This window comes from Kitasatospora sp. Ki12, assembly GCF_054601375.1.
On the sequence record NZ_BAAIHT010000001.1, the window covers coordinates 403,250 to 426,259 of the forward strand.

Sequence of the window (23,010 nt, forward strand, 5' to 3'; positions counted from 1 at the left end):
CCCCGCCGCCCGGCGCGGCCAGCGTCTCCCACACCGGGTCGGGCAGTCCGGGGACGGCCCGTCCCTCCGCCTGCCAGCGCCGGGCCAGCTCGGCATAGATGGGTGCCCCGACATCGGGCTCCTCGGGTGGCTCCACCCCAAGCAGGATCGTTTCTTCGACCGGCCGCCGCCGCGGTACCGGCATCACCCCAAATCCACTCACACCCGCCCAACGCACCCCGCCCGCACCGGGACACGGTCGCGTCAACCCGACAGGCCGCGCATCAGCCCCCTCACAAAGCACCGCCCGGGAGTCGTACCGGAGGGTGCACAGGAAGGGCGCGCAGGAAGTCGGCCCGGCCGACTTCCCGTGCGACCACGTCCCGCCCCCCGCCGCGTGCCGTACGGATGCCCGACAGCTGTAAGGGAGTTCGACCGCCCCGGCGCCTACCGCCGCCGGCCCGCCGCCAGCAGCTCGGGCACGGTGGCGAGCTTCACCCGGGGCCGGCCCTCGGCCTCGCCCCGCTCGCGCTCCGCGCGGTCCACCGCCCGCAGCTCCTTCAGCCCCACGGCGTCCGGCCGCCGGCTCCGCACCAGCCGGTCGAACTCCTTGTGCCCGGCCCCCGGCACGGGCAGCGCGCGGGCGGTCGCGTCGTCCAGCAGCGCGTCCACGGTCTCGCGGGCGCAGGCCCGGTTGGCGCCGATCCCGCCGGACGGCCCGCGCTTGGCCCACCCCACCACGTACGCCCCCGGCAGCGGCCGCCCGGTCGCCGGGTCGACGACCCGCCCACCCCGGTGCGCGACCGTCCCGGTGCGCTCGTCGAACGGCAGCCCCGGCACCGGGACGCCACGGTGCCCGATGGAGCGCACCACCAGGCCGGTCCGCAGGACGTCCGTCCTCCCGGTCGCCTCGGCCCGCTCGCCGTCCACGAGCGTGGTCCGCTCGACCGTCAGCTCCTCGACCCGCCCGTCCCCCGCCAGCCCGACCGGCGCCGACAGGAACCGCAGCACGATCCGCCGCCCCGGCCCCGGCTCCGCGGCCCCGTCGTACGGGACCAGCGGCAGCCCGGCGAGCAACGCCGCCTGCGAGCCGGACACCGCCTGCGCGTCCGCTGCCGATTGCGCGCCGGACGCCGCCTCGATCGCCGCCCGCACCTCCGGGTGGTCCTCGACCACCACCTCGACGCCCGGCAGCTGCCGCAGCGCCAGGAACTCCGCCCTGGTCCACGCCGCCTGCTCCGGGCCGCGCCGGGCGAGCAGCACGACCTCCCGGACCCGGCTGCGACGCAGCGCGGCCAGCGCGTGGTCGGCGATGTCGGTGGCGGCGAGCCGGTCGGGGTCGGTGAGCAGGATGCGGGCGATGTCCACGGCGACGTTGCCGTTGCCGACGACGACCACGCGCTCCGCCGAGAGCTCCACCGCGTCGGCGGGCACGGTCGGGTCGGCGTTGTACCAGCCGACGAAGGCGGTCGCGGGCAGGCTGCCGGGCAGCTCCTCGCCGGGTACGCCGAGCCGGCGGTCGGCCGCCGCGCCGACCGCGTAGATCACCGCGTGGTGGTGGGCGGCGAGCTCCTCGTGAGTGACGTCGGCGCCGACCTCCACGTTCAGGTGCATCCGCAGCCGCGGGTCGTGGAAGACGCTCGCGAAGCTCTCCGCGATCCGCTTGGTGGACTGGTGGTCGGGCGCGACGCCGTGCCGCAGCAGTCCGCCGGTGACCGGCAGCCGGTCGATCATGGTGAGCTCGGCACTGGTGCTGCGCAGCAGTTCCTGCGCGGTGTACCCGGCGGAGGGGCCGGTGCCGACGACGGCGATCCGCAGCACGCCGAGCTCGCCCGGCAGGCTGCGCGGGAAACTGGGCCGGCCCCAGGCGTGATCGCTGGGGTGGTCGCGGAACCAGTCGCGGTTGAGGTCGCCGAACACGGTGTCCGGACCGCGCAGCCGGTCGACCGGGAACACCGCGTCCACCGGGCAGGCGTCCGCGCAGGCACCGCAGTCGATGCACGCCTGCGGGTCGATGTACAGCATGTCGGTGGTGCCGAACTCCGGTTCGTCCGGGGTCGGGTGGATGCAGTTGACCGGGCAGACGGACACGCACGAGGCGTCGTTGCAGCAGGTCTGGGTGATCGCGTAGGCCATGGCCGGGGTGGAGTCCTCGCTGCGCGTGGGGGATTGGGTCTCGAGCTCGCCTGACGAACCGTCAGAGCATGTGCACCCGGCGGTAGACGGCCGCGGAGCGGCTGGTCAGCAACCCGGTCTCGGCGAGGAAGGCCATCAAATGCCGGGAGCTGGTGCGCATCATCGCCTTGCGGTGCTCGTTGGCCCGCACCTCGGCGAGCGCCCGCCGCACGTCGAGCCCGGCGGCCTTGTACACGCCCGGGTGGACCATGCTGGTGACGATGACGTACGCGCCCATGGCGATGCCGGTGGCCGAGGCGCGACGGCGCGACGGGCTCGCGTACCGCATCCGCTCGCGGATCTCCTGCCGGGCGAACTTCATGTGCCGCGACTCCTCCACCACGTGGATCCGGGAGGTGCCGCGGACGATCTCCAGCACGTTCTCGCCGCGCATCCAGTCGCGCTGCATGACGTCGAGCACCTCTTCGGCCACCAGGATTCCGCCGTACGCGAGTTCACCCCTGGCGAGCGCCTTGTACGCGCGACCGGCCTGGGCTATCAGCTTGTTGGGGCGGTAGGCGGGGACGCCCATCTTCGCGCAGGCCCGGGCGAACATGATCGAGTGGCGGCACTCGTCGGCGATCTCGGTGAGCGCGAACTGGAACTCGGCGCTGGCGGGGTCCTTGAGGTACTGGTCGCGCAGCACCATCTGCTGGAGGATCATCTCGAACCAGATACCGGTGTTCATGATCGAGCAGACCTCGTGCCGGGTCAGGGTGACCCGCTGCCGCTCGGTCATCTCGTCCCACAGCCGGGTGCCGTAGAGCGTGCTCCACTCCGGGTTCAGCCCGTAGTGCCCCTCCGCGAGGGGGGCGTCCCAGTCGATCTCGGTCGAGGGGTCGAAGGAGAGGGTGGCGGCCGACTCCAGCAGCCGCTTCGAGACGTCGTCGTCGGCCGTGGTGTGCCGGTGCTCCCGGCCGCCGTCGTGGTGGTGGTCCCGCCCCCGCGCCACCGGGTCGGTGAGAGCCATGGCTGCCTCCAGGTGCCTGCTCCTGCGGGTTCCCGCTCACCCGCTTATTAGACGGACAGTACAATAAGAGCCCGCCGCCGAGAACCCCCTGTGCACCGGCCCTTGCCCCGGGCACGACGAACGGCGGGCACGACGAACGGCGGGCACGACGAAGGGCGGAGCCCGTCGGGGCCCCGCCCTTCACCCATCCGCCGTGACGGCTACGGCGCAGCGACTACGCCGCACCACCCAGCGCCTGCCGCAACGCCTCGGCCGCCTCGGCCGTCGCCTCCCGGAAGCGGTGGCCGACGCCGATGTAGTTGGCGTACCCGTGGATGAGGTCCGACTGCCGGCTCAGCCGCACCTCCACCCCCGCCTCCCCCAGCGCCCGCGCGTACGCCTCGCCCTCGTCGCGCAGCGGGTCGAAGCCCGCGGTGCCGACGTACGCGGGCGGCAGGCCGGTCAGGTCCTCGGCGAGCAGCGGCGACAGGCGCGGGTCGGCGCGGTCGGCGGGCTCGGGCGCGTACCGGTCGGCGAACCAGTCCATGCCGGCGCTGGTCAGGAAGAACCCGTCGGCGAACAGGTCGCGCGAGGGGCGCCGGACCGAGGCGTCGGTCGCCGGGTACAGCAGCAGCTGGAACACCGGCGCGGGACCGCCCCGCCGCACGGCCGCCTGCGCCGCGACGGCGGCCAGGTTGCCGCCCGCACTGTCCCCACCGACCGCGATCCGCTCCGGATCCGCGCCCAGGTCCGCCGCCTTGGCGTACGCGTAGTCGAACGCGGCCAGCGCGTCCTCGGCGGCCGCCGGGAACACGTGCTCGGGCGCCAGCCGGTACTCCACCGACAGCACCCGGACGTTCGCCCGCTGCGCCAGGAACCGGGCGACGTGGTCGTGGCTGGCCCGACTGCCGACCACCCAGCCCCCGCCGTGCAGGAACACCAGCAGGCCGGAACCCTCCGCCAGCCCGTCCGGCGTATACAGCGTCGCGGCCAACTCCCCCTGCTCCTGCGGGATCCCGACGGCACGCGCGGCCACCGAACGCAGCACCGGACCGCCCACCAGATGCCGCGCGTACTCCATCGCGACCCGCGAGGACGCGACCCCGCCCGGCATCACCAGGGACGCCTTCGACAGGCGCTGCAGCTTGAGGATCAACTGCGCGTCCAACGCGAGCGTCTGCCCGTCCCGCACCACCGGCTTGCCCGCGAACGCCCGCCGCAGCCCCTCCGGCAGGGCGTACGCACCCCGGACGAAGGCGGCCTGGATCCGGACGGGGAAGGGGATCGTCATCTCGTCTGCCTCCTGGGGGCGGTTCTGCCTGAACGCGGGAGCCCATGATGGGCCAGTCCCAGCAGACTTGGAAGCCTCCTCGACGCCCCCTGAACCCACCCTCGACCCACCCGAGCCCACATCCCGGAAAAATTATGCAGACCGGTCTACCTCTTCTGTCGCCCCCGGCTGCACGAAAAGTCGGCCCGCCCGACTTCTCACGCAGCAAGCGCCACCCCGGCACCGAATCTGTAGACCGGTCTGCATACTCCCCCCCGACCGAACTCCGGCCCGCGCACAGAAAGTCGACCAGCCCGACTTCCTACGACGGCCCGCCCGGCGCCCAGGAATCAGTAGACCGACCGACATATCCCTCCCGGCCCGCCGCAGGCCACACCCCGCACCTCCGCACGAAAAGTCGGCCCGCCCGACTTCTCACGCAACAAGCGCCACCCCGGCGCCAAATCTATAGACCGGTCTGCATATTCCCCCGGACCGAACTCCGGACCGCGCACGAGAAGTCGACCAGCCCGACTTCCTGTGCGCGCTGCGCCTCGCACCCCCGGAAATCAGTAGACCGACCGACATATTCACCCGCCCCGCTCGACCCGTTGGGCCTGGGCTGTGAGGTGGCGGCGTTCCGGGGCGCTGGAGGTGCGGGCGGCGGCTTCGCGGTAGGTGTGGGCGGCGGTGGCCGGGTCGGTGCCGAGTCGGTCGAGGAGGTGGGCGCGGGCGGCGAGCAGGCGGTGGTGGCGGGCGAGGCGCTTGTCGGCGGCGAGTCCGTCGAGGAGGGCGAGCCCGGCCGCCGGCCCGTGGACCATGGCCACGGCGACGGCCCGGTTGAGGGCGACCATCGGGTTGGCGTCGAAGCGCAGCAGCAGGTCGTACAGCGCCAGGATCTGCGGCCAGTCGGTGGCTCCGGCGGTCGGCGCCTCGCTGTGCACCGCGGCGATCGCCGCCTGCACCTGGTACGGCCCGGGCTGTCCGCCCGGGAGCGTGGCGGCGATCAACTCCAGTCCTTCGCCGAGCGGTTCGCGGTCCCAGCGGCCGCGGTCCTGCTCCTCCAGCGGGACCAGTTCGCCGTACGGTCCGGTACGGGCGGGCCGGCGGGCGTCGGTGAGGAGCATCAGGGCGAGCAGGCCCGCGGTCTCGGCGTCGCCGGGGGTGAGGCGCAGCAGCAGGCGGGTCAGCCGGATCGCTTCGGCGGCGAGCCTCGGTACGGTCAGTTCCTCGCCGTCGCTGGCGGTGTAGCCCTCGTTGAAGATCAGGTACAGCACGTGCCGGACCTCGCCGAGCCGGGCGGCGCCGTCGTCTCCTTCGGGCAGGGCGAGCCGTCCGCCCGCGGTCCTGAGGGTCTGCTTGGCCCGGCTGATCCGCTGCGCCATGGTGGTCTCGGGCACCAGGAACGCGGCGGCGATCTGCGCGGTGGTGAGGCCTCCGACGGCGCGCAGGGTGAGCGCGACCCGGCTCGGCACGGACAGGGCCGGGTGGCAGCAGAGGAACAGCAGGGCCAGGGAGTCGTCGGCCACCGGGTCGGGCTCGTCGGCGGCCGGGGCGAGGAGGGCCGACTGCGGGGTGGCGAGGGCCAGTGCCTCCTCCCGCCGCCGCCGGGCCGACTCGCTGCGCACCTGGTCGACGAGCCTGCGGTCAGCGACGGTCACCAGCCAGCCGCGCGGGTTCGCGGGCAGCCCGTCCCGGCGCCACTGCAGTGCGGCGGCCAGCAGTGCTTCCTGCGCCGCGTCCTCGCACGCGTCGAACGCCCCGCCGTGCCGTCGCACCAGCGCGCCGAGGACCTGCGGCGCGAGTTCGCGCAGCAGGTCCTCGACGCGGTCGCTCCCGACGCTCACTCGCTCACCGGGAGCTCGTCCACCGGCAGCTCGTCCACCGGAAGTTCGCTCACCGAAAGCTCGTTCACCGGCGACTCGTGCAGGATCGGCCACAGCTCGACCGGCTCGACGTCCGCGAACGGCATGTCGGCCGCGATCCGCTGGGCGCGTTCCAGGCTCTCGCAGTCGAGGAGGTAGAAGCTGGCCAGGTACTCCTTGGTCTCCAGGTAGGGCCCGTCGGTGACCACCGGCACGCCCTCGGCCCGGCGCACCAGCTGCGCGGCGGCCGCGTCGGCCAGTCCGTAGGCGCCGATCAGCTCGCCGCTCTCGCGGTACCTGGTGTTGAACGCCTCCTGCTTGGCGATCGCCTCGGGCCACGCCTCGGCCGGGAAGGAGTCCCACTTGGCCTGGTTGCCGTAGATCATCGCGACGTACTTCATCTCGGGTGTCCCCTCGGTCCCGCGCGCCCCGTCGGCGCGCTGTCACCTCTCAGTCGGAGCCGCGGGACGGGCCCTCGACATCGGCCGAGAACTTCTCCGAGAGATTTCTCCGAGGATTTCCTCCGGGCGCCGAGACGCCCCCCGGCAACGCCGATGATCAAGGTACCGCAGGCCCCCGGGGTCAGGAGTTGCGCCGGTCTTCCGCGTCGAAGGATGCCAGGGCCAGCGCCGCGGGTTCCAGTGACCGGTGCAGTGCTGCCAGGACGGACGGGTCCAAACCGCCCAGGGCGTCGGCGAGTTCCTCGGCCGTGTCCTGGGCGATCTCCCGTGCCACCGCGGCCGGCGCCGTCCGTGGCCCGAGCTTGCTGACCGCGGCTGCTGCCCGGGCGGGGGTGAGCAGCGCGGATGCCTGGACCAGCAGCCAGGCCGGGACGCCGGCCGCGCCCTCCGGTGGGGGCAGGTACGGGCGGGCGCCGCCGTAGCGGCCGTCCTCGGCGAAGGCCTGCTGCTTGACCTTCACCAGTGGACGGGCCGCTGCCCCGGCCTCGCCCGACTCCCGCCGCTCCCGCCACTCCCCGGCCGGTTTGAGGACGTACCCCTCCGCGAGGTTGTCCGCCAGGTCGGGCAGCCCGAACAGGGCCGGCACCCGGCTGGGGAACAGCACCGGCAGGTCCTGCAGGGCGTTCAGCGCGCCGTGCCCGAGGAGCGGGACGCAGGTGAGTCCGGCGGTGCTCGCGGCCGCGCGCAGGGCGCGGTCGGCGATCCACCAACGGCCTTCGGGCGTCTCGACGGTGGCGTCGAACGGCAGCCAGCGCAGGCCGGGGTCGTACCAGACGCCGGTCTGCACCGGGTCGACCCCGGCGACGGCGGGCACCCCGGGGTGCGGGTAGCGTCCGCCGGCCAGCTCGCCGTAGATCGTCACCGTGGCCGAGAGGCCCCACGCCCCGCGCCCGTGCCAGCGCACGGCCGCGGCGAACCGGCTTGCGGCGACCGTGAGTTCGGGCCAGATCCGGCTCACGCCGAAGAAGCCGTCCAGCTCCTCGTCGTCCAGCAGTTCGCGCCGCTTCGCGGCCCGCACCGCCCCGCCATCCCCGCCATCCCCGCCATCCCCGCCCTCCCCGCCCTCGCAGACCACCGCGAAGTGCGCGCCGTGCACCTTCTCCGTCGCGGTCCACTCGCGGCCGCCGGGCCCGCCGGAGCGGCCGCGCGAGGGGATCTTGGGGTAGGGCCGCAGCTCGGCCCCGTCGAACGCCGTCGTCTCGGACACGAACTCGGACACGAACAGGATCCTCGCCGCCGAACCCGCCCACCGGCAACCGGGATTCCCGGGGGCCGGGGCCGAGGGCCGGCGCCCGCCACCGGCGCCCACCGTCACGACCGCGGCAGGGCTACCCCGGCGGCTCGGAGCCTGGCCTCGGTGAGCGCGGTCAGCCGGGCCGAGACCGGCGCCCGGTCACCGCCGTGCTCGTTGATCATCCGGTACTGGGCGGAAGCCCTGCGCCAGGCCCGCAGGCTGGCGGGGCTCGCCAGTAGGGCGGGGTGGGCGAGGTAGTGGTCGGCCATGGCGGTCGCGAGTTCCTCGATCCGCGGGTCGTCCGGTTCCCAGGTCTCGGCCTCCAGGCCGCGCTTGGTCAGCTCGACGTACTCGGGGTCGTCGAGGCAGTGTTCCAGCCGGGCCAGGAACCCGTCGAAGCCCTCCGGCACCATCGCCCGGGCCAGCACCAGGGCCTCGCGTTGCGCGGCCACGTAGTCGGGGCCGAAGCCGAGGCCGGGCATCCGGTCCAGGACGGCGCAGGCGCGTTCGGGCAGCAGGGCCCGGTCGCCCTCGGCGAGCCGGTGCAGCGTGTCGCGACGGGCGCTCAACTCCGCGATCCGCTCGGTCAGCCGCCGCCCGACGTCGGCGAGGGAGGCGGCGAACTCCTCGGCGTCGGCGTCGAGCAGGGGCCCGACCTCGGCCAGCGGCACCCCGGCGGCGGCCAGGGTCCGGACCCGCACCAGCCGCAGCAACTCCGCCGACCCGTACCGCCGGTAGCCGGAGGCGTCGCGTCGCGGCTCCTCGACCAGCCCGTGCCGGTGGTAGTGCCGCACCGTCTTCACCGTGACGCCGACGAAGGCCGCCGCCTGCCCGATCGTGACTCCGCCCGTCATCCGCCCGCCATCCCCCGACATCTCTCGACTGTTCGCTGGTCGTCGCCCACCCCGCCCCGCTCCCGAAGCGTACGGGCCACGGGCGTACGGCCCACGGCCGTTCAGCCCGCGCGGAACACCTCGTCGACGAGCAGTTGCTGGGCGCGCTGGAAGGCCGGTGCGATGGACAGGTCCGCGTCGTCCACGAAGGTCAGCCCGGCGGTGAGGGTCGTGCCGCCGTCGGGGCTGCCGTACATCAGCGCCGCCGAGCCGATGGTGGCGCCGTTGTGGTGGTAGACGGTGCCGCGGCCCTGGCCCAGGTCCTGCGCGAACACGCCCAGGCCGTAGCCGATCGTCGCCTCCGGCGTGCGCATCTCCGCCAGCAGGCCGGCCGGCAGGAGGCGGCCGCCCATCAGCGCGGAGAAGTAGGTGTGCAGGTCCCGGGTGGTCGAGATCATGTCGCCGCCGGCCGCGACCCAGGAGGGGTTGTGCCGGGTGACGTCGACCGTCCGTTCCCGCCCCGCGTCCTGGTAGCGGTAGTAGCCGTGGTTGTGGGGCTCGGGGACCTCCGGCGAGGTGCCCGGCGCCACGGTGCCCGTCATCCCCAGCGGCGCCAGGACCAGTCGTCGCAGTTCCTCGGCGAACGGCCGGCCGGTGACCTCCTCGATCACCAGCCGGGCGAGCACGTAGTTGGTGTTGGAGTAGCTCCAGCCCGCGCCCGGCGCGAACCGCGCCGGGCGGGACAGCGACAGCCGTACCAGCTCCTCGGGCGGGTAGGTACGGAACCGGCCGTCCACCCACTCCTTGCCCCGCCACGGGATCCCGGGCACGACCGTCCCGTCGTCGAGGAGTTCGCCGGTGTGGCTGAAAATCCCGCTGGTGTGCTGCAGCAGCATCCGCACCGTGATCCGCCGGTCCAGCCCAAACCGGGGCAGGTGGTCGGCGACCGGGGCGTCGAGGCCGATCCGGCCCTCCGCGACCAGCAGCAGCACCACGGTGGCGACGAAGCTCTTGGTGGAGCTGCCGACCCGGAAGTGCCCGTCGGAGAGCGCATCGGCCCGGCCGAGCTCGCGCGCACCGGCGCTGCCGACCCACTCGCCGCGCTCGTCGTCGACCCGCAGCTGCACGCCGAGGAAGCCCGCTTCGACGAGCTCCTCGATCGCCGCCCGAAGCTCCGGACGGTCAGACCCCGGGCCGGACAGGGCGGTGGACAGGGTGGTGGACATGGCGCTCCTTCGCGTCCGTCGGCCCGCTCCCGTGTCGGGCCGCTGCGCCGAGCCTCCACCCCGCCCCTGGGTCAACCTCAAGCGTGATCCAGCTCACAGCCCCGGCCGCAGCCCTCAGACGCCCCACTCCGCCCGCAGCCGCGCGAACGCCTCGTGGAATCCCGGGAAGGTCTTCCGCACGCATCCCGGGTCGTCGAAGGTGATGCCCGGTGTGCGCAGCGAGGTGACGGCGAAGGACATCACGATCCGGTGGTCGCCGTGGGTGGCGATCTCGACCGGGCGGGGCGTGCCGGGGTAGATCTCGATCCAGTCGTCGCCGGTGTTCACGGTGATGCCCATCGCGCGGAGGTTGGCGGCGCAGGCCTCCAGGCGGTCGCACTCCTTGACCCGGGTGTTGTGGACGTCCTCGATCCGGACCGGCCCGGTGGCGAAGGGCGCGATCGCGGCGAGGGTGGGCATGGTGTCGGAGATGTCCCGCATGTTGACGGTGAGGCCGCCGAGCGTGCCGTCGCCGGCCACGGTCGTACGGTCGTCCCCGACGTCGACCCGGACGCCCATCCGCCGCAGGACGTCGACGAAGCGCAGGTCGCCCTGGAGGGCGTCGCGGCCGAGGCCGGGGACGGTGGTCTCGCGGCCGGCGAGGGCGGCGGCGGCGAAGAAGTAGCTCGCGGTGGAGGCGTCCGGTTCGACGGCGTACCCGGTGGCCCGGTAGCCGCCGGGGGGCACGTCGAAGAGTTCGCCGTGCGGCGTCCGTTCCCGCTTCACCTCGACGCCGAAGGAGCGCATCATCGCGAGGGTGATGCCGATGTACGGGGCCGAGACCAGCCGGGTGACGGTGATCCGCAGGCCGTCGCGGGTGAGCGGGCCGAGCAGCAGCAGCGCGGTCAGGTACTGCGAGGACTCCCCGGCGTCCAGGGTGAGTTCGCCGCCGCGGACGCCGTCGGCGACGACGGTGAGCGGGTGGTGCCCCTCGGCCTGCTCGTGCCGCAGGTCGACGCCCAGGTCGCGCAGTGCCCGGGTGAGCGGGGCGACGGGGCGGCGGCGCATCTGGGCCGAGGCGTCGAAGCGGTAGGTGCCGTGGCCGGCGGCGGCGAGGGTGGGCAGGAAGCGGGCGGTGGTGGCGCCGTCCCGGCAGTACACCTCGGCCGTCTCGACGGCGGGCCCGGCGGGCCGGCCCGTCACCCGCCAGGCGTCGGCCGCCCGTTCGACCCGGTAGCCGAGTGCGGCCAGCCCTTGCGCGAAGCCTTCGGTGTCGTCGGAGGCGAGCGGCCGGTGCAGGGTGGTCTCGCCGTCGGCGGCGGCGGCCAGGAACAGCGCCCGGGCGGTGATGGACTTGGACCCGGGGATCTGGACGGCGGTCACGGCAGGCTCTCCCAACACAGGTGCGTCCGGTGGCGTCGGTCCCGATCCTGCCGCACCGGCTCCCTGCCGTTCGCGACGTTCCACGGACTGGACGACGACGGCCCGGCGAACTCCCAAGGCTCAGCGGCACTCCGGACAGCGCGCCGAACTCCGGGGCCCTCAGCGGCGTTCCCAGAGCCCGGCCAGGTGCGCGTGCAGGACCTCCTCCGCCTCCGCCGCCGTCCGGTGCCCGATCAGGACGTGCGCGGTGAGCCCGTCCGCGAGGGCGAGCAGCGTCCGGACCTCGGTCCGCGCCTCCAGCACCCCGCGCCCGTCGTCGGACGCCTCCGTGACCAGCCGCACCACCAGCTCCTCCAGCGCCGCGTAGCTGCCGCGCAGGGTCTGCGCCAGCCCGGGGTCGACGGCGGCCGCGGCGACGAAGGCGAGCCAGATCCTGGCCTCGGCCCGGTGTTCCTCGCGCAGCAGCGCCACTTCCCCGGCGACCAGCCCGAGTTCACTGGCGGCCGACTGGGCCGGCCCGGCGGTCAGCCGGACCCGCACCCGCTCGGTGACGCGCTCGCCGACGTGCGCGAGGGCGAATCCCAGCATCTCCTCCTTGGTGCGGAAGCAGCGCTGGACGGCGCCCATGGAGACCTCGGCGCGGGTGGCGACGTCCCGCAGGGTGACGGCTCCCAGGCCGCGTTCGTCCACGAGTGCGCAGACGGCGTCGGCGATCAGCCGGCGACGGCTCTCGTGGTCCACCTGCTTGGGCATGCCGCCTCCTGGCCGAGTTCCCGACGGTGCGGGATCCCGACGTTCCGAGTTCCCACCTTATTCCGATGCAAGCGTATCGCTTCCTCGGCTATGGTTCCGATGCAACCGCATCGGAACGAGCCCGAGGAGCCCCGCCCCCATGCCCCTGTGGAGCAAACCCGCCACCGAACTCGCCGCCGCCGTCCGCACCGGCGAGGTCTCCGCCCTCGACGTGGTCGACAGCCACCTCGACCGCATCGCCGAGGTCAACCCGCACCTGAACGCCGTGACCCGGCTCCTCGCCGACCGGGCCCGCGCGGCCGCCCGGGACACCGACCGCCGCCGGGCCGCCGGCGAGGCCGTCGGGCCGCTCGCGGGTGTGCCGTTCACCGTCAAGGAGTGCACGCCGATCGAGGGCGTGCCCACCACCTTCGGCACCCCGCGCTTCCGTGACCACGTCGCCCCCGCCGATGCCGTCCCGGTGGCCCGGCTGCGCGCCGCCGGGGCGATCCCGATCGGCCACAGCAACCTGCCGACCCTGATCCTGGCCGGGATGCACACCCGCAGCGAGCTGTACGGCGACACCCGCAACCCCTGGGACCCGAGCCGCACCCCTGGCGGCAGCAGCGGCGGTGACGGCGCCGCGGTCGCCGCCGGCCTGGCCCCGCTCGGGCTCGGCAACGACTCGGGCGGCTCGGTCCGGATCCCGGCCGCCTTCTGCGGCGTCGCCGCCCTCAAGCCGACCACCGGCCGCTTCCCCGCCGACCAGCGCCTGATCGGCCCGGACGACCCCGGCCCGGCCTCCCAAGTCCTGGTCACCGACGGCCCGTTGGCCCGTACGGTGGCCGACCTCCGGCTCGCCTACGAGACGCTGGCCGGCACCGACCCCCGCGACCCGCGCGCCGTCCCGGCGCCGCTGTACGGCGAACCGCTCCGGCGGCCGCTCAGGGTGGCCGTGGTCGCCGACCCGGGCGGCCACGGCGTCCACCCCACCGTCCGCCGGGCCGTCAAGGTCGCCGCCGAGGCACTGCGCGACGCCGGGTACGAGGTCCGGGAGGTGCCCGACGTCCCGCGGCTGGACGAGGCGTACGACACCTACCACCGGCTCACCGTCACCGAGTTCGCCCCGAGCTGGCCCGCCGTACGGCAGCTGCTCGGCGAGGGCGGCGACCGCTACATCGAGCTGACCATGCGCAGCGCCCCGCCCGCCGACGCCCCGGGGCTGATCCGGCTGATGAGCGCGTGGATGAACATCCGCCGCTCCTGGACGGAGTTCCTGGACGAGTACCCGCTGCTGCTGGGCCCGGTCTTCACCGAGCCGCCGGTCGAACCGGGCCTGGAGTCGCGGGACCGGGCGGGCCGCGACCGGGTCGCCATGGCGATGCGGCTGTGCTCGGTGACCAGCTTCGTCGGCGTCCCGGCGGTCGCCGTCCCGACCGGGCTCGCCGAGGACGGCCTCCCCACCGGCGTGCAGCTGATCGGACGGGCCTTCCGCGAGGACCTGTGCCTGGCCGCCGCCCAGGCCGTCGAGGACCGCCTGGGCGTGCTCACCCCGATCGACCCCCGACGGTAGCGAGGCGGCAGCGGGACGGTGGCGGGGCGGCGGCGGGGCGTTACGGGACGGCCGGCGGGGCGGACGACGGCTACCGCCGGCGCAGGCTCCGGCCCAGGTAGGCGCCCCACGCGAGCGTGAGACCGGCCAACAGGCCGCCGCCCGCCGTCCGGAGCACCGACCCGCCGCCGGAGTCCGCCGGCACCAGCCGGAGCAGCGCGAACACCCCGGCCGCGACCAGCACCAGGCCCAGCGTGGCCAGCCCGACGCCCACCAGCCGTCCCCCACGGCCGGTCCGTCCCCCACGGCCGGTTCGGGCCCCATCACCGTCTCGCGGTTCTCGATTCACAGTCTCCCCCTCAGTACTCGACGCCGGTTGACGACGGCTCACGCCCCCTGCAGGCCCGGAACCACCAGCCCGGACTCGTACGCGATCACCACCGCGTGCGTCCGGTTCTGCGCGCCGAGCTTGGTCAGCACGTTCCCGACGTGCGTCTTCACCGTCTCCAGGCTCACCGCCAGCGACTCGGCGATCTCCGGGTTCGACGAGCCCGTCGCCATCAGCCGCAGCACCTCCTCCTCCCGCCCGGTCAGCGCGGCCCGGGGCAGCGCCTCCGCCGAGTTCAGCGGGCGGGCCGCCACCATCCGGCGCAGCGCGGCCGGGAACAGGATCGCCTCCCCGGCCGCCGCCACCCGCACCGCCTCCGCGATCTGCGGGACGGGCCGCCGCTTCAGGACGAAGCCGCTCGCCCCGGCGCTGAGCGCGGCCGTCACGTAGTCGTCGTTCTCGAAGGTCGTGATCACCACGACCTTCGGCGGGGTTCCGTCGCCCGCGTTCAGCAGTTCGCGGGTCGCCTCGATCCCGTTGCGGCGCGGCATCCGGACGTCCATCAGCACCACGTCCGGCCGCAGCCGCCGCACCTGCTCGACCACCTCGACCCCGTCCGCCGCCTGCCCCACCACCGTCAGGCCCGGCTGGGCGCCCAGCAGGGTGCTCAGCCCGCTGCGGGTCACGGGGTCGTCGTCCGCGATCAGGACGGCGACGGGGGCTTCCGGGCTGCTCACGCCGCCCACCGTACCGGCAGCCGCACGGCCAGGCGCCAACGCTGCGGACCACCGCCTCCAGTACCCCCGACGCCCCCGCCCCCGTACGGCCCGGCCTCGAACTCGCCGTGCAGCAGCCGCACCCGCTCGGCGAGACCGGGCAGGCCGTGGCCCGAGGTCGGGAAGCCGCTCGGCCCCGACTTCGCCTCGTTGTCGACGCTCAGCTCCAGCCCGTCCTCGCCCGCCACCACCCGCAGCAGGATCGGACCGCCCGCCCCGTGCCGCAGCGCGTTGGTCAGGCCCTCCTGAAGGATCCGGTACGCGGCCCGGGACAGCGTGCCGTGCACCCGCTCCGGCGAGCCGACGATCTCCGGCTCCACCACCGCGCCTGCGTGGCGCAGCCGGTCGAGCAGTTCGGGCAGGTCCGCGAGCGTCCGGGTCGGCGCCGTGCCCGCCTGCTCGTCCCGCAGGACGCCCAGCACGTAGTCCAGGTCCTCCAGCGCCGCCCGGGTCGACTCCTCGATGCTGCGCATCGCCGCCCGTGCCGCCACCGGATCGGCCGCCAGCACCTCCCCGGCGACGGCGGCCTGGATGGTGGCGGCGGTCAGCGTGTGCCCGATCGAGTCGTGCAGCTCGTGCGCCAGCCGGTTCCGTTCGGCCAGTGCCCGCTCCCGCTCCGCCGCCATCGCCAGCCGTTCCGCCGCCGACGGCCCCAGCAGCCGCGGCGCCAGCCGGCGCAGGCCACCGGACACCGCCACGAACAGCACCGCCGCAGCTGCCAGGCAGACCGCCGCGACCACCCAGCTCCAGCCGCCGGTCAGGTCGGTGGCCCACCCGAACAGGCTGATCCGCACGTCACCCGACGCCCAGTTCCCCGGCAGCGCCACCGCCATCGTCAGCAGGACGCTCCCGCCGAACAGCAGCACCCACCCCGACAGCACGTGCACCACCAGGAACACCGGGGTCCGCCACCGCTCCCCCGAGGCCCCCTTCACCGGGTCCGGCACCGTCACCCGCAGCAGCCGCCGCGCGCCCCGCACCAGCATCCGCCGCGTCACCCCGGCCAGCCCCACCGCCCCGATCAACGCCACCCACAACAGCAGGGACAGCACCGCCGACAGCAGGTACGGGTCCGCCCGCATCCCGGCCACGGGCACCAGCGCGACCAGCGCCAACGGCAGAGCCGCCAGCGCCCCGAGAACGGCGAACAGCACACCTGTGTACGTGGAACCGCGCAGCAGCGGCCGAAGAACCTTGATCATGCGTGCAAGTATCGCCACCCCGTCCGGAGCCGACCTCCCCCGATCGAGGGAGAAGCCCTGGTCAGCGCCACGCCCGCTCGCCCACCTCACAGTGGTAGCAACGTGCGGTGACGCCGTCGTGGTTGTCCCACGCGTGCTCCCCGCAGTCCCGGCGTCCCTTCCCGGGAGGCTGGCACGGCGCCCGGTGGCCCGGAGCAGGTCGTAGGCCGGGTCGAGCCGGATCCATCCGGCCCGTCAGAGCAACCAACCTGCCACTTCGGCGGCCGAGTTGGGAAGGAACGGCAGCGCGTCCATCCCGCCCCCTCGCGTCACGGACCGTCGGCAGCACCATGGTGCACGTCCGCGCGGGCTCCGGCGAACGCCTTCGGGGAGGAGCGGACGACGTATGGTTCGTCCCATGGTCAGCGGATGGAGAAAGCAGGAAGCTCTCGGGAGCGCGAAGCCGGCGGCCTACGAGGACGCGCGTGCCGCGCTCCTGGTCTCGCTCGACTTCGCCAACCTGGACATGGAGTTCCCCCGCATCGTGCACTGGCTGAGCGAGCTGCCCGCAGAAGACCGCGATCGCCTCCTGGGCGAACTGGAGGCGATCGCCACGACCGATGGGATCCGCCGGGACGACGCGACGTACCTGCTGGACGACCTCGGGCTGCGGCGCATCAGCTGGGAGTAGCCCTGAAGGTCGCGGGGCCGGGAACAAAACAAAGCGGCCGGTCGATCCGAAGATCGACCGGCCGTTCGCTGTGCGCGAGGGGGGAGTTGAACCCCCACGCCCTTTCGGGCACTGGAACCTGAATCCAGCGCGTCTGCCTATTCCGCCACCCGCGCATCTGGGTGATGGGTTAACTATAGACCATCCGGAGGGGTGCCTCTGACCAATTCTTTCCGGCCTCGATGCGAGGGGTTACTCCTCGCCCAGCACGCGCAGACCGTGCTCCTCCCTGAAGTACGCGTAGTCCTTCAGGTTCAACGTCGCCAGCGGAAGGTCGTAGGTGAGACAGCAGGCAGCGATCCACATGTCATTGACGGGACGCGGAAGGCCGGCCTTCAGGCCCGCCGCCGAGAGCCTGCCCCACGTCGCGGCCACCGCCTCGTCGCCAGGGAGCACCGGAATGCCCGACAGCCAGTCCGCGAGTTCCTGACGACGTCTCCCGCCCCAGTCACGAACCTCGCTCCACTTCGCCAGTTCGCCGAAGGTCACAAAGGTGATCACCGGCCGCCGACCCACAAGGCGGCTCGCCAGCGGATCGGCCAACCTGCGCTTGTGAGTCAGCGACGCAACATCGGTGTCCAGGATGACGGGCTGCACCTTGCTCCTCAGGCCACATTCCGCTGACGTTCGGCACGAACGAACGCCAGGAACTCGTCCAACTCCTCGTCCGACTCGAAGGTGTCGGCCTGGAGGTCGTCGACGGAGCGGATCGGCTGCGTGTTCTTGGCAGCCAGCAGTTCTTCCACCGTGACTCGTGGGCGCACGGGCGGGTAGATCGGGCGTTCAACTTCCGAGGCACTCATGAGTGGCCTCCCGCTGGCGATCGGCTGGGGCTTACGGGGACCATGATAGAGCCCCATCACGGCGGGTGACCAACATGGCACTGATCGCAAGGATGCCTGAACACCCCTACCCCGACTGCCACCCGGAGGCGGGAGCGTCAGTCGCCGCCGGGGAGCTCGCCGGCGCGGAGAGCGTGGAGGAAGGAGTCCCAGGCGGAGGCGGGGAAGAGGAGGACCGGGCCGTGCGGGTCCTTGGAGTCACGGACGGGGACCGCGCCGGGAAGGGATCCGAGGGCCACCTCGATGCACTCGCCCGCGTTGTCCCCGCTGTAGCTGCTCTTCCGCCAGACCGGCATGGCCAACTCCTCGATGATCCTTACGCCGGGAAGTCGCCCTCACGGACGGCCGTCACGAAGGCTTCCCAGGCGGCAGCCGGGAAAACGAGCGCCGGGCCGTGCGGGTCCTTGGAGTCACGCACCGGGACGAGCCCGGGGAAGCCGGGGGCCACCTCGATGCAGTTGCCGCCGTCGTTGCCGCTGTAGCTGCTCTTCCGCCAGGCGGTCATGGCGAGCTCGTTGCTCATCATCTCTGAAACCCTCCAGCGCATCGGCGATCAGCCGAAGCGAGTCACGCTCCGACGGGCATTCGGCACGGAGCCGATCATAGTGGCGCTGGTACTTGGCCACGGTGGCGGAAGCGTCACTCAGATGCCCCTGCTCGAGACTTTCCGAGTAGAGCAAGTGCTGTCCGTCCGGCAGCTCCAGCAACACCATAGCCGTCTTGATGAGCGCCCGCCTGTGCGAGAACGGCATCACGTGCACGATGACGTTTGGGAGCTGAGCCACCCGCAGCAGGTGCTCCATTTGACATCTCATCACGCTCGGTCCGCCCACGACCGATCGAATGGCGCTCTCGTCGAGAATGACGAGCAACAGCGGCCCATCCGGCACGAGAAAGCGACGCTGGCGACCGAGTCGAGCCCTGGTCAACTCATCGATTTCCTGGGGCTTGCCAGCGGCATCGCCAGTCTCGAAGAGCGCACGCGCGTACTGCTCGCACTGCAGCAGGCCGTACATGGTGCCGTCCTGCCACACCCGCATCCCGACCGAGATGGCTTCCGCGTCCGCGTACTCCTGGAACCAGTCCGGGTGCTCGATCGACGCGTCCCAGTCGACCCGGCGATACAGCCGCATCAGATGGTCACCGGCGTTCAACAGCCGCGTGACCTCCTCGACTTCCTCGACCGAGGGCTTCCTCTTCCCGCCCTCGGTCCGGGAGACCACCGTGCGGTCGCAGTGCAGGAGCCTGCCGACGTCCTCCTGCGTGTATCCCACCGCCTCGCGGGCGTACTTGAGCTCCTCGCCGAACATGATCGCGGAGCTGGCCGTCGTACCCTGCTTGGTCTTCCGCTGTGCCATGACTGCCCCCAGTTGTGCTGCGCACGTCCCGCACGTCGATCTGGCGTCACCGTACCTCCGCAGCCCCGATGATTGACACCAGAACGCAGTCATTTGCATGCGTAGCGTAATCGCGCGCGCCTTCCGCGCTCCCCCTTCCGCCCCCCGAGGTGCACAGCCATGCCCGCTTCCCGCCGCCCCCGCACGTTCGCCGCCCGGCTCGACTCCCACCCCGCCTCCACCCCCATCGCCCGCCACCTCCTCCGCGCCTACCTCACCGCCCTCCCCGCCGGCGACCGCTACCGCGACATCGCCGAACTCCTCCTCGGCGAACTCTTCGCCAACGCCGTCCAGCACTCGGACGCCCCCACCGACCGCCTCATCGAAATCCGCTTCGCCCTCATCGGCGACCGCCTCCGCCTCGAAGTCCACGACGCCGGCACCGGCCACCCCTCCATCCGGTCCGCCAGCCCCGACGAGGAACACGGACGCGGCCTCCACCTCGTCAACGAACTCGCCGAACGCTGGGGCCACCGTCCCCGCACCGGCGGCATCGGCAAGTTCGTCTGGGCCCACATCGCCCCCGCCCCCAACCGCCTCGCCGCCTGAAAGCCACCCACCGATGCGACAGCCCTGCCTCACCACCCTCGCCCGCGACGCCCTCAACCACGCCGCCACCCCCGCCCAGGCCTACGCCCTCCTCGCCCGCCGCACCCACCAGCCCCTGCCCTCCGCCCGCGCCGTCTGCCTCGCCCTCTCCATCCCCCTCGCCGAGACCACCCGCCGCCTCAACGACTGCTACCACTCGCTCCTCGCCCACCCCCGCCCCAGCTCCGAGAACGACACCGGCGAACTCCTCGAAGCCCTCGGCGTCTTCGACATCCCCGCCACCCTCACCCCCACCCAACACGCCGTCATCGACCTCTTCCTGGTCGCCATCGACGCCATGGGCGGCATCCGCCCCGGCCACCACCACGGCCTCACCCGCTGGTTCACCACCGGCAACCTCACCACCGCCTACCTCTCCCTCACCGCCGCCAGACCCCTCCCCCGCACCGGCAACCCCACCACCTACTGGACCACCCTCACCACCGCCGGCGAACTCCTCACCACCACCAACCCCGACACCCGCATCACCTACGCCCTCACCCACTGCCGCACCCAAGCCGCAGCACACACCACCAACCCCTGAGACCGGCACAGTTGGCCCCGCGATGATGGGGGCATGGATGCTGCTGAAGAGCCTTTCGCCGTGGTGGAACGCCTGTGGGAGGACCACAAGGCCGAGTTCCGTTGGCCCATGCCCAAGCGGTTTCTCACCCTCGAAGTGGCGGGCGTCGATCTGTTGTCCACCGAGGTCAGGCTGGCGGGCTGCGTGTTCACGTGGGTCAAGAACGGCGGTTCCCTCCACGAACGGGGCATGGGAACCGTGCGGTTCATCCTCGGCCAGCTCGACGAGGTCCTGCCCGCGCTCACCGAGGACGACAGCCCGCAGGTCTGGCACCGGATGCACCGGGTCAGTCAGCTCATCGTGGCCCACAACACCCCACCGGCCGAGACGACGGCCTCCTGACGGGATGCGCCGATCATGCCCGCGAGGGCATGGCGCGATAACCGGATTGGTCTTGGAAACGACCGGCTCGCAGGTCATAGCGTCGAGGGAGTTCGCACACGAGTCCACAGCAAGGGGGATCCACCATGGTCAGCAACGGAAACCGCAGCGGTTACGTGACGGTCAGGAGGCTCGTCGCCGCCTCGTTGGCCGCAGCCGCGATCGGGCTCGCCGCCGTGGGCACCGCGGACGCCGACACCCCGCAGAGGGGTCGCGTCGAGGTCCTCGAACTCAAGGTCCAGAACGACCAGTACGAGGTTCTGGATCTCGGCGCGGCCGGGCCGAGCCTGGGCGACCTGGACGTCTACTCGGGCTATTCCGTCAAGGACGGCCGCAATGTCGGGCGCGGGGGCGGATCGTGCCAGGTCGTCCAGGTCCACGGCGCGGAGATCACGAAGCAGTGCCTGATCACCATGGAGGTCGAGGGCGGCTCCCTGACGATGCAGGCGCTCTGGACGACGGGGGCGAGCGACCCGCTGGACATGGCCGTCACCGGCGGTACGGGCGCCTACGCCGCCGCGCGCGGCACCGTCCGCTTCTGGGACATCGGCACGCCGAACGAAAGGGCGCGGGCCGAGATCCAGCGCTGATTCCGCGCGCCGGGTCGCCGCTCTCCGGCCTCGCACGGGAAGTCGGCCCCGCCGACTTCCCGTGCGAGGCCCCCTACTTGAAACCCACCCACCCGGGAGGGCGAACCTCCCGATCGGATACGAAGGATGGGGCTAGTCTGTGCCCATGGTTGCGAACGAAACCCACCAAGTAGCCACCGAAGAGCCGGAGTTCGTCAGCGCCCCGGCCCTGGTCCTGCGGTCCCTGGCCGCCGACCCCGGCCGACCGGCCATCACCACCGCGGACGGCGAGGTGATCACCGCCGGCGACTTCGCGGCGGCCACGTACCGCCTCGCGCACGAGCTGATCGCCCGGGGCGCGGCGCTCGGCACCACCGTGACCCTCCTGACCGGCAACACCGCCGAGGCGCTGAGCGCCCGGTACGCCGCGGGGCTCGCGGGGGCGCGGGTGGTGAACCTGTACGACGGCATGAGCGCGCCGACCCTGGCCGAGATCACCACGAGCGTGGACACCGGCATCCTGCTCGTGGACGCCGAACGGTACGCCACGGCCGCCGAGCTGCTGCCGCTGGTCGACGTACCGACCGTCCTCACCCTCGGCCCGGGCCCGGACGCGGAGGCGATCGGCGAGGACGTCGTCGCCGCCTCCGCCCACCACCCCGCCGAGCCACCGGCCGTCCGGATCGGCCCGGACGACGACCTGGGCATCCGCCACACCGGCGGCACCACCGGCATCCCGAAGGGCATCCGCAGCCTGCACGGCCCGTACCGGAGCGCCTTCGACATGTCGTACGACGGCGGCGCGGACGACGTCCCGCCGCGCCTCCTCGCCGCCACCTCGCTCGCGCACCTCGCCGGGGTGCTCGCCGACCTGACCTTCCACAGCGGTGGCACCGTGGTCATCCAGCGCTCCTTCGACCCTGGCGAGGTGCTGGCGGCCGTCGAGCGCGAGCGGATCACCGACCTGTGGGTCCTGCCGCCGCTGCTCTACCAGTTGCTGGACCACCCGGCGGTCGGCCGCACCGACCTGTCCAGCGTGCGCCGGGTCTCGTACGGGGGCTGCGCCGCCTCGCCGAGCCGGATCCGGGAGGCGATCAAGGTGTTCGGGCCCGTCCTGGTGAGCGGCTACGGACAGTCCGAGGCGCAGAACATCGCCATGCTGCCCCCGCACGAGCACGACCGGATCGGCCACGGCGGCCAGCTCTCCGTCGGCAAGCCGCTCCCGGGCGTCGAGGTGGTGATCCGCGCCGCCGACGGCACCGGGCTGCCGACCGGTGAGCAGGGCGAGATCCACGTCCGCTCGGCCACGGTGATGGCCGGGTACTGGAAGCGGCCGGACCTCACCGCCGAGGTCCTGCGCGACGGCTGGCTGAACACCGGGGACATCGGCTACCTCGACGAGGACGGCTACCTCTACCTGGCCGACCGGCTCAAGGACAAGATCATCGTGGTCGGCGGGCACGTCTACCCGGCCGAGGTGGAGGAGCTGCTGCTCACCCACCCGGCGATCGCCCAGTGCGCGGTCTACGGGGTGCGCGACGCGCAGGAGGCGGAGCACGTCCACGTCGCCGTCGTCCCCGCCCCCGGGCAGCGGCCCGAACTGGACGACCTCCGGGCCTTCGTCACCGCCAGGAAGGGGCGGATGTACGCGCCGGAGGCCTTGCGCCTGCTGGACGAGATCCCGCTGACGGCCGTCGGCAAGCCGGACAAGAAGCTGCTGCGCGACTCCCCCGCGGGCTGAGGCCGAAGCCCGCTCGGGCCCCGCTCCAGCCCCCGCTCCGGCCCCCGCTCCCCCACCGGGCCGTCACTCGGTCGGGTGAGCGGGCCGCCCGGTTCCTCGCGGGCCCGGCCGTGCCCGCTCCCGGAAGGCGGCGGGCCCCTGCGACCTCCCCCGTTCGAGGGTGTTCGACACCGCACCGCACCGGTCCCGACCGGCGGGCGGTGGCGGGGGCTCGTAGCGTCCCGGGCAGAGGGCCGCGCGCATCGCCCTCTCCGAC

The 23,010-nt window shown here is 73.1% G+C and carries 25 protein-coding genes and 1 tRNA gene; 7 read left to right on the top strand and 19 right to left on the bottom strand.

The window, feature by feature from the left end; genetic code table 11:
• Nucleotides 1-426: 426 nt before the first annotated feature.
• The 10 genes from ACYP53_RS01750 to ACYP53_RS01795 form a co-directional block, all read right to left on the bottom strand.
• Complete coding sequence (locus tag ACYP53_RS01750; protein WP_459646467.1) at nt 427-2,115, bottom strand: 4Fe-4S binding protein; 1,689 nt, start codon at nt 2,113-2,115, stop codon at nt 427-429.
• Between the two features lie 61 nt (nt 2,116-2,176).
• The gene (locus ACYP53_RS01755; RefSeq protein ID WP_459646468.1) at nt 2,177-3,124 is read right to left on the bottom strand and encodes an AurF N-oxygenase family protein; all 948 of its coding nucleotides are present in this window, start codon (nt 3,122-3,124) and stop codon (nt 2,177-2,179) included.
• A gap of 214 nt (nt 3,125-3,338) precedes the next feature.
• Complete coding sequence (locus ACYP53_RS01760; RefSeq protein ID WP_189916486.1) at nt 3,339-4,394, bottom strand: alpha/beta hydrolase; 1,056 nt, start codon at nt 4,392-4,394, stop codon at nt 3,339-3,341.
• Between the two features lie 569 nt (nt 4,395-4,963).
• Nucleotides 4,964-6,220 carry an RNA polymerase sigma factor gene (locus tag ACYP53_RS01765; protein WP_459646469.1) on the bottom strand — a complete coding sequence of 419 codons (1,257 nt, stop codon included), beginning with the start codon at nt 6,218-6,220 and terminating at the stop codon, nt 4,964-4,966.
• Entirely contained in the window at nt 6,217-6,639 is a 423-nt protein-coding gene (locus ACYP53_RS01770) for a YciI family protein (RefSeq protein WP_459646470.1), read from the bottom strand. The genes ACYP53_RS01765 and ACYP53_RS01770 overlap by 4 nt, the downstream gene beginning before the upstream one ends.
• 181 nt (nt 6,640-6,820) lie before the next feature.
• Entirely contained in the window at nt 6,821-7,918 is a 1,098-nt protein-coding gene (locus tag ACYP53_RS01775) for an RNA ligase family protein (protein ID WP_459646471.1), read from the bottom strand.
• 92 nt (nt 7,919-8,010) lie between these two features.
• Nucleotides 8,011-8,787: a MerR family transcriptional regulator gene (locus ACYP53_RS01780; protein ID WP_459646472.1), complete on the bottom strand. Its 777-nt coding sequence runs from the start codon at nt 8,785-8,787 to the stop codon at nt 8,011-8,013.
• A 101-nt stretch (nt 8,788-8,888) separates the two neighbouring features.
• Nucleotides 8,889-9,992 carry a serine hydrolase domain-containing protein gene (locus ACYP53_RS01785; RefSeq protein ID WP_459646473.1) on the bottom strand — a complete coding sequence of 368 codons (1,104 nt, stop codon included), beginning with the start codon at nt 9,990-9,992 and terminating at the stop codon, nt 8,889-8,891.
• A gap of 114 nt (nt 9,993-10,106) precedes the next feature.
• On the bottom strand, nt 10,107-11,354 hold the full coding sequence (gene aroA, locus ACYP53_RS01790; RefSeq protein WP_459646474.1) for a 3-phosphoshikimate 1-carboxyvinyltransferase: 1,248 nt from the start codon (nt 11,352-11,354) through the stop codon (nt 10,107-10,109).
• Nucleotides 11,355-11,513: 159 nt separating this feature from the next.
• Entirely contained in the window at nt 11,514-12,107 is a 594-nt protein-coding gene (locus ACYP53_RS01795) for a TetR/AcrR family transcriptional regulator (protein WP_459646475.1), read from the bottom strand.
• 139 nt (nt 12,108-12,246) lie between these two features.
• Between ACYP53_RS01795 and ACYP53_RS01800 the strand changes: the two genes are divergently transcribed.
• Complete coding sequence (locus ACYP53_RS01800; protein WP_459646476.1) at nt 12,247-13,659, top strand: amidase; 1,413 nt, start codon at nt 12,247-12,249, stop codon at nt 13,657-13,659.
• Between the two features lie 70 nt (nt 13,660-13,729).
• Here the strand turns inward: ACYP53_RS01800 and ACYP53_RS01805 are convergent, their stop codons facing one another.
• The 3 genes from ACYP53_RS01805 to ACYP53_RS01815 all read right to left on the bottom strand — a co-directional run bounded on the left by ACYP53_RS01805 (nt 13,730) and on the right by ACYP53_RS01815 (nt 15,944).
• Nucleotides 13,730-13,912: a hypothetical protein gene (locus tag ACYP53_RS01805; RefSeq protein ID WP_459646477.1), complete on the bottom strand. Its 183-nt coding sequence runs from the start codon at nt 13,910-13,912 to the stop codon at nt 13,730-13,732.
• 113 nt (nt 13,913-14,025) lie between these two features.
• Nucleotides 14,026-14,703 carry a response regulator transcription factor gene (locus ACYP53_RS01810; protein ID WP_459646478.1) on the bottom strand — a complete coding sequence of 226 codons (678 nt, stop codon included), beginning with the start codon at nt 14,701-14,703 and terminating at the stop codon, nt 14,026-14,028.
• Nucleotides 14,700-15,944 carry a sensor histidine kinase gene (locus ACYP53_RS01815; RefSeq protein ID WP_459646479.1) on the bottom strand — a complete coding sequence of 415 codons (1,245 nt, stop codon included), beginning with the start codon at nt 15,942-15,944 and terminating at the stop codon, nt 14,700-14,702. The genes ACYP53_RS01810 and ACYP53_RS01815 overlap by 4 nt, the downstream gene beginning before the upstream one ends.
• Nucleotides 15,945-16,341: 397 nt before the next feature.
• On the opposite strand from ACYP53_RS01815, the gene ACYP53_RS01820 reads away from it, so the two are divergent.
• The gene (locus ACYP53_RS01820; protein WP_459646480.1) at nt 16,342-16,614 is read left to right on the top strand and encodes a hypothetical protein; all 273 of its coding nucleotides are present in this window, start codon (nt 16,342-16,344) and stop codon (nt 16,612-16,614) included.
• A 71-nt stretch (nt 16,615-16,685) separates the two neighbouring features.
• On the opposite strand, the gene ACYP53_RS01825 is transcribed toward ACYP53_RS01820, so the two are convergent.
• The 6 genes from ACYP53_RS01825 to ACYP53_RS01850 all read right to left on the bottom strand — a co-directional run bounded on the left by ACYP53_RS01825 (nt 16,686) and on the right by ACYP53_RS01850 (nt 18,853).
• Nucleotides 16,686-16,769: transfer RNA gene (locus ACYP53_RS01825), tRNA-Leu, on the bottom strand.
• 76 nt (nt 16,770-16,845) lie between these two features.
• A complete protein-coding gene (locus ACYP53_RS01830; RefSeq protein ID WP_459646481.1) occupies nt 16,846-17,250 on the bottom strand; it encodes a PIN domain-containing protein in 405 nt (134 codons plus the stop codon).
• An 8-nt stretch (nt 17,251-17,258) separates the two neighbouring features.
• Nucleotides 17,259-17,456: a hypothetical protein gene (locus tag ACYP53_RS01835; RefSeq protein WP_459646482.1), complete on the bottom strand. Its 198-nt coding sequence runs from the start codon at nt 17,454-17,456 to the stop codon at nt 17,259-17,261.
• 137 nt (nt 17,457-17,593) lie between these two features.
• Nucleotides 17,594-17,791 carry a DUF397 domain-containing protein gene (locus tag ACYP53_RS01840; RefSeq protein ID WP_459646483.1) on the bottom strand — a complete coding sequence of 66 codons (198 nt, stop codon included), beginning with the start codon at nt 17,789-17,791 and terminating at the stop codon, nt 17,594-17,596.
• Nucleotides 17,792-17,811: 20 nt separating this feature from the next.
• Nucleotides 17,812-17,943 (bottom strand): DUF397 domain-containing protein, encoded by a 132-nt coding sequence (locus ACYP53_RS01845; protein WP_459647939.1) that lies wholly within the window; start codon nt 17,941-17,943, stop codon nt 17,812-17,814.
• Nucleotides 17,906-18,853 carry a helix-turn-helix domain-containing protein gene (locus tag ACYP53_RS01850; RefSeq protein ID WP_459646484.1) on the bottom strand — a complete coding sequence of 316 codons (948 nt, stop codon included), beginning with the start codon at nt 18,851-18,853 and terminating at the stop codon, nt 17,906-17,908. Before ACYP53_RS01850 ends, ACYP53_RS01845 begins: the two co-directional genes overlap by 38 nt.
• A 159-nt stretch (nt 18,854-19,012) precedes the next feature.
• On the opposite strand from ACYP53_RS01850, the gene ACYP53_RS01855 reads away from it, so the two are divergent.
• The 5 genes from ACYP53_RS01855 to ACYP53_RS01875 all read left to right on the top strand — a co-directional run bounded on the left by ACYP53_RS01855 (nt 19,013) and on the right by ACYP53_RS01875 (nt 22,754).
• Nucleotides 19,013-19,441 carry an ATP-binding protein gene (locus ACYP53_RS01855; RefSeq protein WP_459646485.1) on the top strand — a complete coding sequence of 143 codons (429 nt, stop codon included), beginning with the start codon at nt 19,013-19,015 and terminating at the stop codon, nt 19,439-19,441.
• 13 nt (nt 19,442-19,454) lie between these two features.
• Entirely contained in the window at nt 19,455-20,024 is a 570-nt protein-coding gene (locus ACYP53_RS01860; protein ID WP_459646486.1) for a hypothetical protein, read from the top strand.
• Between the two features lie 33 nt (nt 20,025-20,057).
• Nucleotides 20,058-20,405, top strand: coding sequence for a hypothetical protein (locus ACYP53_RS01865; protein WP_189916503.1), 348 nt, complete (start codon nt 20,058-20,060; stop codon nt 20,403-20,405).
• A 125-nt stretch (nt 20,406-20,530) separates the two neighbouring features.
• The gene (locus ACYP53_RS01870) at nt 20,531-21,034 is read left to right on the top strand and encodes an allene oxide cyclase barrel-like domain-containing protein (RefSeq protein WP_189916504.1); all 504 of its coding nucleotides are present in this window, start codon (nt 20,531-20,533) and stop codon (nt 21,032-21,034) included.
• A 145-nt stretch (nt 21,035-21,179) separates the two neighbouring features.
• On the top strand, nt 21,180-22,754 hold the full coding sequence (locus ACYP53_RS01875; protein ID WP_459646487.1) for an AMP-binding protein: 1,575 nt from the start codon (nt 21,180-21,182) through the stop codon (nt 22,752-22,754).
• Nucleotides 22,755-23,010 lie beyond the last annotated feature (256 nt).